Origin of the sequence: Roseomonas fluvialis, assembly GCF_022846615.1 — a bacterium.
Lineage (GTDB): Bacteria > Pseudomonadota > Alphaproteobacteria > Acetobacterales > Acetobacteraceae > Neoroseomonas > Neoroseomonas fluvialis.
Genome location: NZ_AP025637.1, coordinates 2,470,425 through 2,482,610, shown reverse-complemented (window position 1 = coordinate 2,482,610; position 12,186 = coordinate 2,470,425). Strand labels below are relative to the sequence as shown.

Here is a 12,186-nt window from a genome sequence, read left to right as displayed (position 1 = left end):
GCCTAGGCGTTCCTCAGCCGCGGATTAATGGCCATGTAGAGCATGTCGGCGATCAGGCTGAGGACTACGAAGATCAGCGCGGTCGCCAGCACCACGCCCTGCACCACCGGGTAGTCGCGGTTGAACACCGCATCGACGATGAGTTTGCCGAAGCCGGGGATGGTGAAGATCTGCTCGGTCAGCACGGCGCCGGCCAGCAGGCGGCCGAATTCGATGGCGCCGAGTGTCACCACCGGGATCAGTGCGTTGCGCAGCGCGTGCTTCCAGACGACGACGCGTTCGCGCAGGCCCTTGGCGCGCGCGGTGCGGACGTAGTCCTGCGACAACGCGGTCAGCATCGCCGCGCGGGTGTGGCGCATCAGCACGGAGGCCACGCCGGTGCCCAGCACGAAGGCCGGCATGATGGTGGTCGCGAGGGACTGCACGGGGTCCTCGAACAGCGGCACGTAGCCCGAGGGCGGCAGCCAGCCGAGCTCCACGCTGAACAGCAGGATCATCATGATGCCGAGCCAGAAATTCGGCGTGGAGATGCCGAACAGCGCCGCGCCATTCGCCGCCCAGTCCGCCGGCGTGTCGCGCCTCACGGCACTCAGGATGCCGAGCGGCACGCCGATGATGATGGCGATGATGAAGGCCATGGTGGCCAGCTGGAACGTCACCGGCAGCTTCGTGAGGATCAATTCCGACACCGGCACGCGGATGCGCCAGGAGAACCCGAAATCCCCGGTGAGCACCTTGCCCATCCAGAGCAGGTATTGCTGCCAGATGGGCCTGTCGAGGCCGAGCTCAGCGCGGATGGCTGCGAGCACCGCGGGGTCGCCGCGTTCCTCGCCTGCCAGGATCAGCGCCGGGTCGCCAGGCATGAGCTGCTGCAGCCCGAAGATCAGGATCGACAGGATCAGCAGCGTGGGAATGACCTGGCCCACGCGGCGCAGCAGCCAGATGCCCATGGCGGGCTACGCCCCCGCTCGCGCGAGCAGCCCCGTGGGGATCGCGCGCATGCGCGATCCGGGAGCGCAAAGCGCGACTGCTTCCGGACCGACCGACGCGCCGGGCACAACAGTGCCGGGCGCGAAAGCCAAGGCGCGTGGATACGTGGCGCCGGCGCCTGAGGGCGTCGCGCCAGCGGCGCTCACGGTCACTGGAACCTCATTCCCTGCAGTCGGATCATGCCGTCCGCGATCGGGCGGTAGCCCACCAGGCGCGTCTGGTGCGCCATGATGTTCTTGCGGTGCCAAAGGTAGATGCGCGCGACATCCGTCCCGATCGACTGGCGCAGCGCGCGGGCATAGAGGTCGCGTCGCTTCTCGATGTCGAGTTCCGTGCGCGCGGCCTCGAGCAGCGCATCCACGTCAGGGTTGGAATAGCGCCCGTCGTTCTGGCCGCCGCCGGTGCGGGTGAAGGTGTAGAAATTCCCGTCCGGATCGGTGCGGCCGGACCAGCCCACCAGGTACAGCTGGTATTCGCCGCGCGTGGCCGCCTGCAGGGAGGAGGCGAATTCCATCGCGCGCAGCGTCACCTGGAAGCCGGCCTCGGCGACCATGGACTGGATCACCTCGCCGACCTGGCGCAGGTCGGGGTTGTTGGGGACCGTCATCTCGATCTGGATCGGCGTGGTGATGCCGGCTTCGCGCAGCAGGGCGCGGGCGCGGTCCACGTTGCGCGCGGGCGGCGTGAAGTCGCGCACATGGAAGGGGTTGGCCGGCGGCCAGGGCTGACGCGTGGGCGTGTACATCCCTTCGTAGACCACCTGGTTGATGGCGGCGCGATCCAGCGCCAGCTCGAAGGCCTGGCGCACCCGCGCATCGCGGCCCATCGGGTTGTTCGCCCGTTCGCCGTTGTTGTGGTTGATGGTGATGGACTGGTAGCCGAGTTCGTCCACGTTCACCGCGCGCAGGTTGCGGGCGCGCTGGATGGTGCGGATGTCGTCGGGTTCCATGCGCTCGACGAATTCGACCGCGCCGGATTGCAGGTTGGCCAGGCGCACCGTGTTGTCCGGGATCGGCAGGTAGGTCACGCGGTCAAAGTGGATATTGGCGGCGTCCCAGTATTCGCGGAAGCGTTCGACCACGATGCGTTCCTGTGCGACGCGCTCGACGAAGCGGAAGGGGCCGGCGCAGACCGGGCGGGTGCCGAAATTGCGGCCCAGCGCCTCGGCGGCCTTGGGGCTGACGATCATGCCGGCGCGGTCGGTCAGTGCGGCGAGGAAGGATGCCGAGGGGGTCTTGAGCACGATGCGGACCGTGCGCGGGTCCACCACCTCGACTCGGTCGATCTCGCTGATCTCGGACCGACGGAAGGACCCCTGCATGGTCAAATGGCGATTGATGGAATAGCGCACCGCCTCGGCGTCCATCGCCTCGCCATCGTGGAAGCGCACGCCCTCGCGCAGGGTGATGATGAGCGTCGTCGGGTTCTCCCAGCGATGCGCGGTGGCGAGCTGGGGCACGATCTCGAGCCGTTCGTTGATGTCGAACAGCTTGTCGCACAGCGCCATGTAGACGATGCGCCCGACATAGGTGCGCGACAGGGTGGGGTCGAGGATGTCGGGATCCTCGCGCAGGCCGATGCGCAGGTTCTGCGCGCTGGCCGAGGCCGCGCCCGCCAGCAGCGTGAGCGCGGCCAGCATGGTCCTGATCGTGGTCTTCATTGTGGCACTCCCGGTTGCGGGCTCGGGGCCCGGAAGAAGGATTGCAGGCGCTTCAGCCTTTCGCCACCCGCCATGCGTTCGGCCCGCGGTGCCGGGGGCGGCAGGCGGCCGTCCAGATGGCACGCGACGCGGTGCGGCGGAGCGGTGAGTTCCGGCGACGCCTCCCGGCAGGCGGCTTCGGCGAAGGGGCAGCGCGTGTGGAAGCGGCAGCCCGGCGGCGGCGCGATGGGTGATGGCACGTCGCCTTCGATCGGCGGCGCCTTCACGCCATGGCCCGGGACGGCGGCGAGCAGCGCGCGCGTATAGGGGTGCTTCGGCGCGGAAAGCACGGCGTCCGCCGGACCTTCCTCGACGATGCGGCCGAGGTACATCACCGCGACACGGTCGGCCACGTGGCGCACCACACCGAGATCATGGCTGATCAGCACGAAGGTGAGGCCGAGGTCGCGGATCAGGTCCGACAGCAGGTTCACGACCTGCGCCTGCACGCTGACATCGAGCGCGCTGACGGGTTCGTCGCCCACGATCAGCTTCGGCTGCGAGGCGAGCGCCCGCGCGATCGCGATGCGCTGGCGCTGCCCACCGCTGAATTCATGCGGCCAGCGGCGCGCCAGTTCCGGCCGCAGCCCAACGCGCAAGAGCAGGTCCGCCACCCGCGCGGCTTCCTGCGCGCGCGGGACGATGCGGTGCAGCCGCAGCGGTTCCGCCACCGCCTGTTCGACCGTCATGCGCGGATCGAGGCTCGCGAAGGGATCCTGGAAGATCAGCTGCATGTCACGCCGGCGCGCGCGCAACGCGGCGGGCGAAAGCCTGACGAGGTCGTCGCCGCAAAAGCGCACCGTGCCGGCATCGGGCGTGATGAGGTTCAGCATCAGGCGGCCGAGGGTGGATTTCCCGCAGCCGGATTCACCGACGATCGCCAGCACCTCACCCTGCGCAACGCTCAGCGAGACGCCATCCACCGCATGCACGGCCCCAGCCCTGCGCCCGAGCGCATCGCGCACCGGGAACCGCTTCACCAGCCCGTCGAGTTCCAGCAGCGCGGTCATGCCGCCAGCACTCCGTCGAGCGGCGCGCGCCAGCAGGCCGACAGATGCCCCGGCGCCACTTCCGCGAGCGGTGGCGTGGTCGCGCAGCGCTCCACCACGAAGGGGCAGCGCGGGGCGAAGCGGCAGCCGGGCGGGGGCGCGCGCAGGTCGGGCACGGTGCCCTCGATGCTGGCCAGGCGCTGCCCGGGTTCGCCCTCGCCCGGCGCCGCGCCGAGAAGGCCGGCGGTGTAGGGGTGTTCGGGCCGCGCGAACAACGTCGCCGCCGGCGCCTGCTCGGCGATGCGCCCGGCATACATCACGGCGACCTCGTCGGCATGGTCGGCCACCACGCCGAGGTCGTGCGTGACCAGCACCACCGCGGTGCCAGTCTCGCGCTTCATATCATCGAGCAGCGAGAGGATCTGCGCTTGCACCGTCACGTCCAGCGCCGTCGTGGGTTCGTCGGCGATCAGCAGCTTCGGCCGGCAGGCCAGCGCCATGGCGATCATCACGCGCTGGCGCATCCCGCCCGAGAGCTGATGCGGGTACTGCCGCGCGCGGCGCGCCGCATCGGGGATACGCACGCGGTCGATCATGCGGGTGGCTTCGGCGAAGGCGGCGGCGTCGTCCAGGCCCTGGTGAAGGCGCAGCGCCTCCGCCACCTGTTCGCCGGCGGTGAAGGCCGGGTTCAGGCTGGTCATGGGTTCCTGGAAGATCATCGCCATCTCGCCGCCGCGCAGACGGCGACGTTCTTCGCGCGACAGCGCCGTCAGGTCGCGGCCGGCGAGGCGGATGGCCCCGCCGATGCTCGCGGTATCCGGCAGCAAACCCATGATCGCGAGGGCCGAGACCGATTTGCCGCAGCCGGATTCCCCGACGATCGCGAGCGTACGCCCGGCCTCGACATGGAAGGAGACGCCGTCCAGCACGCGCAGGCTGCGCCCGTCCTGGCGGAAGTCGAGCGTCAGGCCGGCGACCTCGAGCGCAGGCGCGCCAGCGTTCCCCTGCCCCTTCCTGCCTGCCGCGGGATCCAAGACCATGGCGCGAGTAACCGCGCCGCGCGCCGGGGCGCAAGGGGGATGGCCGCCCGAATGGTGCCCGTCGGCCGGACACCTGCCCGCGTCGCTCGCAGGACTGCCTCGCGATTGCTCAGTGATCGCTTGAGAATGCCGGCATCGATCGGATCGAACCTGCTGCGCAACAGCCAGCGCGCCGACGCGCGGGAAGGCGTCGCGCTGCCACCGCGCACCGTGTAGCCTGTGCCGGTCCTGGAGCCCGTGAGCCGATGCGCCGCATGATCCTTTGCCTGCCCGCCGCGTTCCTGCTCGGCAGCCTCGGTGCCGCCGCGCAGATGCCAACGCCACGCGCGGAGCGCGAGCCCTCGGCGGGCGCGGTCCGCGAGGCCGAACGCGCCGCGGGCGTCGCGCCCAGCGCGGCCGAGCAGGCGCGCGACGCGCGCACGGAAGACCAGCTCTACCGGGAACTGACCGGCCAGAATCCGAACACGCCGCCGCCGCCCGGGCCCCTGCCCGGCTTGCGGCAGGGGCCGCAGACGCCCGCGGTGGAGCAGATCTATCGCGAGCTCACGCCGCCCGCGCCACGCTGAGCGGCGCGGCCGGAGTTCCGCCCGGCGCCCGGTGCGCCGCCCGCTTCGGCAACGCGTGCATCATCGGGCGCAGCGCGCCCCCAGCCATCGGTCTCAGCACTCCGTGCATCATCGGGCACGGCGGGCCTTCATGCGTCTGCCTATTCGGCAGCCGGCTTCAGCACGCCGCGACGCACCTGGTCCAACTCGATGGATTCGAACAGCGCGCGGAAGTTGCCCTCGCCGAAGCCCTGGTCGCCCTTGCGCTGGATCAGTTCGAAGAAAATCGGGCCGATCACCGTGTTGGTGAAGATCTGCAGCAGTCGCCCGCCCGACGGCGAACCATCCATCAGGATGCGGTTGCGGGCCAGGCGCGCCATGTCCTCGCCGGTGTCGGGCAGGCGCTGGGGCAGCAGCTCGTAGTAGGTGTCGGGCGTGTCGAGGAAGCGCACGCCGCCCGCCGCCAGCCCTTCGACCGAGGCGTAGATGTCGTCGCTGCCCATGGCGATGTGCTGAATGCCCTCGCCATTGTAGGCGCGCAGGTATTCCTCGATCTGCGAATGGTCGTCGCTGCTCTCATTGATCGGGATGCGGATCTGGCCGCAGGGGCTGGTCATGGCCTTGGACTTGAGGCCCGTCAGCTTGCCCTCGATGTCAAAGTAGCGGATTTCGCGGAAGTTGAACAAACGCTCGTAGAAGCCGGCCCAGGCGTCCATGCGGCCGCGGTGCACGTTGTGGGTCAGGTGGTCGATGACCGTGAGGCCGGCGCCGACGGGGTTCGGTTCGGCACCGTCGATCGGACGGAAATCGACGTCCCAGATGCTGCCGGCCGGACCGTAGCGGTCGACGAAGTAGATCAGGCTGCCACCGATGCCCTCAATGGCCGGGATGTTCAGTTCCATCGGGCCGACGCGGCCATGGAAGGGGCGCGCGCCGAGCCGCACAGCCCGGTCGAAGGCGGTCGCGGCATCGGCCACGCGAAACGCCATGGCGCAAGCGCAGGGGCCGTGCACGCGGGCGAAGGCCTGCGCGAAGGAATCGGGTTCGGCGTTCACGACGAAGTTCACCTGGCCCTGGCGCCAGAGCGTGACCTGCTTCGAACGGTGCCGCGCCACCGGCGCGAAGCCGAGGGAGCGGAACACGCCTTCCAGTTGCGCGATGTCGGGTCCGGTGAATTCAACGAATTCGAAGCCGTCCGTCCCCATCGGGTTGGCATCGCAGACGCGGCCGGCGACGGCGGTGCGGTCGGGCGGGATGTCCATGGCGCGGGTCCTTGCTGCGTGGGTGCAGGATCGCCTCGGTCACGCGCCATTTTCCGGCGATCTTGGTAAACTGTGCAGCTATTCTGGGCGGAATTCTCCAGAAATGGCCGAAATCATGCCGGAATCCACCATCGATCTCGATGCCACCGACCGGCGCCTCCTGCGCGAGGTGCAGCGGGACGGCCGCGCTTCCGTCGTGGCCCTTGCCGAGCGGATCGGGCTTTCCGCGACACCCTGCCAGCGGCGGCTTAAGCGCCTGGAGGAAGCCGGCATCATCGCTGGCTATGCGGCGGTCCTGGACGCGCCGCGCCTGGGACTCGGGCTGACCGCCTTCGTGCAGGTCAGCCTGGCCTCGCGATCCGAGGAGACCGTCGAGGCCTTCCATGCCGCGATCGGACGCATGCCCGAGGTGCTGGCCGCCTGGGCCATGAGCGGGGAGACCGACTACCTGCTGCAGGTGGTGGCCGCCGACCTCGAGGCCTATGGCGAGTTCGCCACGCGCCGGCTGCTGCGCCTGCCCGGCGTGAAGGACACGAAAAGCGCCTTCGTGCTGCGCACGGTGAAGCCGCCGGCCGGGCTGCCGGTGTGATGCGCGCGCCCGCTATCGCAACCCGAGGCGCATCAGCGGTGCCACGAAGCGTTCGTCGTACAAGGCGAGGAACGCCGGCTCCGCGGACATCGCGTGGTCGCGCAGCGGCCGCGCCAGCACGTCGGGCCAGCGGCGCTGGATCTCCGCCAGCACCTCGCGCGCCGCGTCCTCCTGCCCGTCCATCGCCAGGGCCGCGGCGCGATACAGCAGGCGCTCCCCGCGCGGCATGAAGGCGCGGGTGGGCCCCGCCGGGTCGAACAGCGCCTCGCCGAATCCCGGGCGGCCCGCGAGCAGTTCCGCCAGCGCCAGGTACAACCGCCAGGTGCCGGCGAAGACGTGGCGCGGGCTCTCGGCCAGGACGCCGCGCAACGGTTCGATCGCCGCGTCCGGATCGCCGAGGAGGAGCAGCATCAGGCCCACATTGGCGCGCGCGCTGGCGCGTTCGGGGTCGGCGCCGGCCAGGCGGTAGAAGGGCAGCGCCTCGGCGTAGCGGCCCGCATGGCGCAGCGCGATGGCGCGCGCATTCAGCGCCTTCGGATCGGCCGCATTCGCCGCCATCGCGAGATCCGCGTAGCGGTCGAGCTCCGCGCGGTCGAAGGCGATGTTCGTGGACCCACGGACGGTCAGCAGGTTGCCGTGGACGAAGGCGGCCTCGGCTGCGGCCGCGGCGTTGGTCGGGTCGCTTGCGAAGGCGTCGCGGAAGAATGGCAGGCTGCTGCGCAGCCGTTCCTCGAAGGTGCCGGGCCCCCGCTGGATCGTGAGGCCGTGTTCGAGCAGCCGGTGGGCGACGAGCCGCGCATCCGGGGTGGGCATCGGCACCGCGACCGGCGCCGGTGCCGGCCGCGGCATCAGCGCCGCGAGAGGAAACGCGAGCGTGCCGAGCGCGAGCACCGCGACGGTCCAGACCATCCGCGAATGACCCGGCGCGGCGACCAGCAGCGGGAGCAACGGCACCCGGGACGCCCGGGGCAGGCTCGGCGCCGCCCCCTGCGTCACCGAGGCTGCGAAGATGTACCCGCGCCCACGCACCGTGCGCAGCAGGCGCGGCCCGTCCGGACCCAGCGCCTGGCGGATGTCCGTGACGCATTGCGTCAGCCCGTCATCGACCACCGCGATGCCCGGCCACACGGCATCCAGAAGGTCTTGTCGCGTGACCAGCGTCCCGGCATGGCGCAGCAGGTGGCCGAGCACATCGGCCGCCTTCGGGCGCAGCGTCAGCGGCGCGCCATTGACCCACAGCAGGCCCGCCGCGGGGTCGAACGCATAGCCTTCGAACAGGAGGATCGAGGGGCCTTTCGACATGTATTTACTGAAGCGTGAGTCGATGCCGCGGTGCAACATGAACCTGATTTGCACCCTGTCGGTGATCACGCGCCCGGGGCTCAAGGCTGCCCGCCGGCGCGGGTGACGTAGCCGGTGGAATGCGCAAGACTTCGTGCTTGAACGGAATGCGGCCCGCAGACGGCCGCCCAGGAGGAACGTCATGACAGTTTTTCGCCGGTCCCTGCTGCCTGCCGTGCTGGCCGCGGCCTGCGCCGCGCCTGCCCTCGCGCAGGAGTATCCGACCCGCACCATCACCATCGTGGCCGGCGCCGCCGCCGGCGGGCCGACCGACGTGATCTCCCGCCTGGTGGCCGAGGCGATGGCGAAGCACCTGCCGCAGCCCGTGGTGGTCGAGAATATCGGCCCCGCCCATGTCGGTGCGCAGCGTGTCGCGCAGGCGCGGCCCGACGGCTACACGCTGCTGATGACCAATGTCGGCATGGCGGCAGGGGCCACGTTGTTCCGCCGCCTGTCCTTCGACACGCTGAACGGCTTTGCGCCGCTCGGCCTGGTCTCCGATGCGGCGATGACGATCATCGCCAAGCCGGGCTTCCCGGCCGAGAACCTGGCCGGCCTGGTGGCCGAGTTGAACCGTCGCGGCGAAGCACTGAACCTCGGCACTGCGGGGCTGGGTTCGGCGGCGAACCTGTGTGGCTTGCTGCTGCAGCAGGCGGCCGGCAATCGCGCGACCATCGTAGGCTTCCGCGGGACGGCGCCGGCGATCACGGAACTCATGGCCGGGCGGCTCGACCTGCTGTGCGACCAGGCGACCAACACCGCGCCCTTCATCCGCGACAACCGGGTGCGCGCCTTTGCCGTGACCAGCCCGCAACGCCTGCCCGGTCTGCCGAATATTCCGACCACGGCCGAGGCCGGCGCACCGGCGATCAGCATGAGCACCTGGCACGGGCTGTATGCGCCCGCCGGCACGCCCGAAGCGGTGCAGCAGCGCCTCAATGCCGCGCTGCTGCTGGCCCTGCAGGACGAACGCCTGCGCACGCGCTTCGCCGAACTGGTGACCGATCCGGCCACGCCGGAGCGCGCCAGCCTGGCGTTCCACCGCCGCTACCATGCCGAGGAGATCGCGCGCTGGCGGCCGATCATCACCGCCGCGGGGTCCTTCGCGGACTGACGCGGCGGGCGGCTTCGCCGGACCAGTCTGCGCGCAGGATCGATGTGCTCCCGGTGCGGCGGTTGCGCGCCGCATCGTGCGTGTGCAGGCGGCGTTTCGCGGGACTGACGCGGAACCGTCACACCGCCATCGCGCGAACGGGCTACAGCGGAGCGGGGCCGGTGCGAGAGGTCCGGCGCAGCCAATGGGCCGGCCCGGCGTTGCGCCGGTGTCCCAGGAACGCCTGCGAGAGCCGCTACATGACCGACGCCACTGAAGACCGCCCCTGGCTCGACCTCGAGCTCGAGGATGATTTCGACGAGGAGCTGGAGCAGGAGATCGACGACGCACGCATCCCGGCGGAGCTGCGCGCGCTGCTTGGCAAGCGGCAGAAGGCGACGATCGACCGCGGCGTCTACTTCCGCGAACTGCTGCGGCTGCAATCCGAACTGGTGAAGCTGCAGGATTGGGTGAGCCACAAGGGCCTCAAGCTGGTCGTGCTGTTCGAAGGGCGCGATTCTGCCGGCAAGGGTGGTGTCATCAAGCGCATCACCCAGCGCGTGAACCCGCGATCCTGCCGCGTGGTGGCCCTGCCGGCGCCCAACGACCGCGAGAAGACGCAGTGGTATTTCCAGCGCTACGTCCCGCACCTGCCGGCGGCCGGCGAAATCGTGCTGTTCGACCGGTCCTGGTACAACCGTGCCGGCGTCGAGCGGGTAATGGGCTTCGCCAGCGAACAGCAGGTCGAGGAATTCTTTCGCGACGTGCCGGAGTTCGAGCGCATGCTGGTGCGGTCGGGCGTCGTGCTGGTGAAGTACTGGTTCTCCATCACGGACGAGGAGCAGCAGTTCCGCTTCCTCATGCGCATCCACGACCCGATCAAGCAGTGGAAGCTCAGCCCGATGGACCTGCAGTCCCGCGTGCGCTGGGAGCAGTATACCAAGGCCAAGGAGGCGATGTTCGAACGCACCAACATCCCCGAGGCGCCCTGGACCATCGTGGAAGGCAACGACAAGAAGCTGGCGCGGCTGAACTGCATTGCGCACCTGCTGTCCGTGATTCCCTATGGCGAGGTGCCGCACGAACCCGTCGTGCTGCCCGAACGCGTGTTCAACCCGGACTACGAGCGCGCGACGCTGCCGCGCGAATTGTACGTGCCCGATGTCTATGGGCCGAAGGCGCGGTAGGACGGGTCGCGAGACGGTCCCGCCCGCGACCCGCGCGGTCGAGGCCGCGACGGTCGTCCGGCGCCTGCGGCGCAAGGCTGCCGGCGCGCGGCGAAGGCTCAGAACGCCAGCAGATTGTCGCGGAACATCGCGTGGTCGTAGGAGCGGCGCGTCAGGCCGCGGCGCTGGAGTTCAGGCACCAGTCCGTCGGCGATCTCCGCGATGACACGCCGCGAGGTCTGGTTTGTCGTGATCAGGAAGCCGTCGCCGCCGATCTCCTCCATGGCCGCGCCCATCTGCTCGGCCACCTGGGCCGGCGTGCCGACCAGCGGGATGGAGCCGGCGTCGGAGTAGATCTCGGCGGCCTCGCGCAGCGTGCGGTTGCCGGCCTTGCGCAGGAACTCGTCCAGCGACTGCTGGTGGCCGTTGGTGGTGAGCGAGCCCAAGGGCTTGTCGAGAGGCAGCGCGCCGAAATCGAGGTTGGTGATCTTCGACAGGTGCGCGAGCCGGCGCGCGATCTCGTCCTCGGTGGTGGCCAGGCGCCGCTTGTGGCGCGCGCGGGCTTCCTCCTCGGTGTCGCCCAGCACCGGGGAGACCAGGAACAGCACCTTGCAGTCGTCAGGGTTGCGCCCGTGCGCGACCATGCGCGCGCGAATGTCGTCGCGGTAGGCCTTCATCCCCTCGGTGCCCTTCACCATCGCCACGATGGTGTCGGAATGGCGGGAGGCGAATTGCCGGCCGCGCGGTGACCCGCCCGCCTGGGCGATGACCGGCTGGCCCTGCACGCAGGGGCCGGAATTGAGCGGCCCGCGCACCTTGAAGTGGGGTCCGTCATGGTTGATGGCGTGGACCTTGGTGTGGTCGACCAGGATGCCGCGCTCGCGGTCGGCGATGATCGCACCGGGCTCCCACGAGCCCCACAGCTTGCGCGCCACCTCCATGTATTCGTCGGCGATGTCGTAGCGCGTGTCGTGCGGCGGCATGCCGTCCAGGCCGAAATTGCGCGCAGCGAAGTCGGAACTCCCGGTCACCGCGTTCCAGCCGATCCGCCCCGACGATACCTGGTCGAGTGTCGCGACCAGGCGCGCGAGCAGGTAGGGCGGATAGGCGAAGGTGCCGAAGGTCGCGACGATGCCGATGCGGCTGGTTTCGCGCGCCAGCAATGCGGCCACGACAGACGGGTCCTGCCGCGGCACGGACAGGCCGTGGTGCAGGTAAATCTCGCGCGACCCGCCGTAGGATTCGCCGATGTAGGAACTGTCCTCCAGCAGCACGTAGTCGAAGCAGGCGCGCTCGAGGTTCTTCGTCATCTCGATGAAGAACTCCGGCACCATCCATTCGGTGCCGATGTTGCCGGTCCAGTCCTCGCCCCAGGCCTGCACCGAGGAGCCCTGCAGGAACCAGCCGAGGTGGAATTTCTTCGCCGCCATGATCGCCCTCGCGCCTGTGCTGCGGTGCAGCGTGGCGCGGGA

11 protein-coding genes are annotated in these 12,186 nt (G+C 69.9%); 4 read left to right on the top strand and 7 right to left on the bottom strand.

All coding sequences use genetic code 11. The annotated features are described in order from the left end of the window. Nucleotides 1-2: 2 nt before the first annotated feature. The 4 genes from MWM08_RS12030 to MWM08_RS12015 all read right to left on the bottom strand — a co-directional run bounded on the left by MWM08_RS12030 (nt 3) and on the right by MWM08_RS12015 (nt 4,718). The gene (locus tag MWM08_RS12030) at nt 3-950 is read right to left on the bottom strand and encodes an ABC transporter permease (protein ID WP_244459682.1); all 948 of its coding nucleotides are present in this window, start codon (nt 948-950) and stop codon (nt 3-5) included. A 188-nt stretch (nt 951-1,138) separates the two neighbouring features. After that, nucleotides 1,139-2,650, bottom strand: coding sequence for an ABC transporter substrate-binding protein (locus tag MWM08_RS12025; RefSeq protein WP_244459681.1), 1,512 nt, complete (start codon nt 2,648-2,650; stop codon nt 1,139-1,141). After that, entirely contained in the window at nt 2,647-3,699 is a 1,053-nt protein-coding gene (locus MWM08_RS12020) for an ABC transporter ATP-binding protein (protein WP_244459680.1), read from the bottom strand. Before MWM08_RS12020 ends, MWM08_RS12025 begins: the two co-directional genes overlap by 4 nt. Further along, a complete protein-coding gene (locus MWM08_RS12015) occupies nt 3,696-4,718 on the bottom strand; it encodes an ABC transporter ATP-binding protein (RefSeq protein ID WP_244459679.1) in 1,023 nt (340 codons plus the stop codon). Before MWM08_RS12015 ends, MWM08_RS12020 begins: the two co-directional genes overlap by 4 nt. A gap of 254 nt (nt 4,719-4,972) precedes the next feature. Here MWM08_RS12015 and MWM08_RS12010 point away from each other — a divergent pair, with 254 nt between their 5' ends. Beyond that, complete coding sequence (locus MWM08_RS12010) at nt 4,973-5,284, top strand: hypothetical protein (RefSeq protein ID WP_244459678.1); 312 nt, start codon at nt 4,973-4,975, stop codon at nt 5,282-5,284. Between the two features lie 140 nt (nt 5,285-5,424). Here MWM08_RS12010 and hppD read toward each other — a convergent pair whose 3' ends face one another. Then, nucleotides 5,425-6,525 (bottom strand): 4-hydroxyphenylpyruvate dioxygenase, encoded by a 1,101-nt coding sequence (gene hppD / locus MWM08_RS12005; protein WP_244459677.1) that lies wholly within the window; start codon nt 6,523-6,525, stop codon nt 5,425-5,427. 103 nt (nt 6,526-6,628) lie between these two features. Here hppD and MWM08_RS12000 point away from each other — a divergent pair, with 103 nt between their 5' ends. Beyond that, nucleotides 6,629-7,114, top strand: coding sequence for an Lrp/AsnC family transcriptional regulator (locus MWM08_RS12000; RefSeq protein WP_244459676.1), 486 nt, complete (start codon nt 6,629-6,631; stop codon nt 7,112-7,114). Between the two features lie 12 nt (nt 7,115-7,126). Here the strand turns inward: MWM08_RS12000 and MWM08_RS11995 are convergent, their stop codons facing one another. After that, on the bottom strand, nt 7,127-8,485 hold the full coding sequence (locus tag MWM08_RS11995) for a winged helix-turn-helix domain-containing protein (RefSeq protein WP_244459675.1): 1,359 nt from the start codon (nt 8,483-8,485) through the stop codon (nt 7,127-7,129). Between the two features lie 112 nt (nt 8,486-8,597). On the opposite strand from MWM08_RS11995, the gene MWM08_RS11990 reads away from it, so the two are divergent. Both MWM08_RS11990 and ppk2 read left to right on the top strand, forming a co-directional pair. Further along, nucleotides 8,598-9,569, top strand: a complete 972-nt coding sequence (locus MWM08_RS11990) for a tripartite tricarboxylate transporter substrate-binding protein (protein ID WP_244459674.1) — start codon at nt 8,598-8,600, stop codon at nt 9,567-9,569. Between the two features lie 239 nt (nt 9,570-9,808). Continuing rightward, nucleotides 9,809-10,735 (top strand): polyphosphate kinase 2, encoded by a 927-nt coding sequence (gene ppk2 / locus MWM08_RS11985; protein WP_244459673.1) that lies wholly within the window; start codon nt 9,809-9,811, stop codon nt 10,733-10,735. 98 nt (nt 10,736-10,833) lie between these two features. Here the strand turns inward: ppk2 and MWM08_RS11980 are convergent, their stop codons facing one another. Next, on the bottom strand, nt 10,834-12,144 hold the full coding sequence (locus MWM08_RS11980) for an NtaA/DmoA family FMN-dependent monooxygenase (RefSeq protein ID WP_244459672.1): 1,311 nt from the start codon (nt 12,142-12,144) through the stop codon (nt 10,834-10,836). Nucleotides 12,145-12,186: the final 42 nt, after the last annotated feature.

Excerpts from the sequence above, each read along its gene's own strand:
- MWM08_RS12030 (WP_244459682.1), bottom strand. The coding sequence starts at position 950 with ATGGGCATCTGGCTGCTGCGCCGCGTGGGCCAGGTCATTCCCACGCTG.
- MWM08_RS12025 (WP_244459681.1), bottom strand. The coding sequence starts at position 2,650 with ATGAAGACCACGATCAGGACCATGCTGGCCGCGCTCACGCTGCTGGCG.
- MWM08_RS12020 (WP_244459680.1), bottom strand. The coding sequence starts at position 3,699 with ATGACCGCGCTGCTGGAACTCGACGGGCTGGTGAAGCGGTTCCCGGTG.
- MWM08_RS12015 (WP_244459679.1), bottom strand. The coding sequence starts at position 4,718 with ATGGTCTTGGATCCCGCGGCAGGCAGGAAGGGGCAGGGGAACGCTGGC.
- MWM08_RS12010 (WP_244459678.1), top strand. The coding sequence starts at position 4,973 with ATGATCCTTTGCCTGCCCGCCGCGTTCCTGCTCGGCAGCCTCGGTGCC.
- hppD (WP_244459677.1), bottom strand. The coding sequence starts at position 6,525 with ATGGACATCCCGCCCGACCGCACCGCCGTCGCCGGCCGCGTCTGCGAT.
- MWM08_RS12000 (WP_244459676.1), top strand. The coding sequence starts at position 6,629 with ATGGCCGAAATCATGCCGGAATCCACCATCGATCTCGATGCCACCGAC.
- MWM08_RS11990 (WP_244459674.1), top strand. The coding sequence starts at position 8,598 with ATGACAGTTTTTCGCCGGTCCCTGCTGCCTGCCGTGCTGGCCGCGGCC.
- ppk2 (WP_244459673.1), top strand. The coding sequence starts at position 9,809 with ATGACCGACGCCACTGAAGACCGCCCCTGGCTCGACCTCGAGCTCGAG.
- MWM08_RS11980 (WP_244459672.1), bottom strand. The coding sequence starts at position 12,144 with ATGGCGGCGAAGAAATTCCACCTCGGCTGGTTCCTGCAGGGCTCCTCG.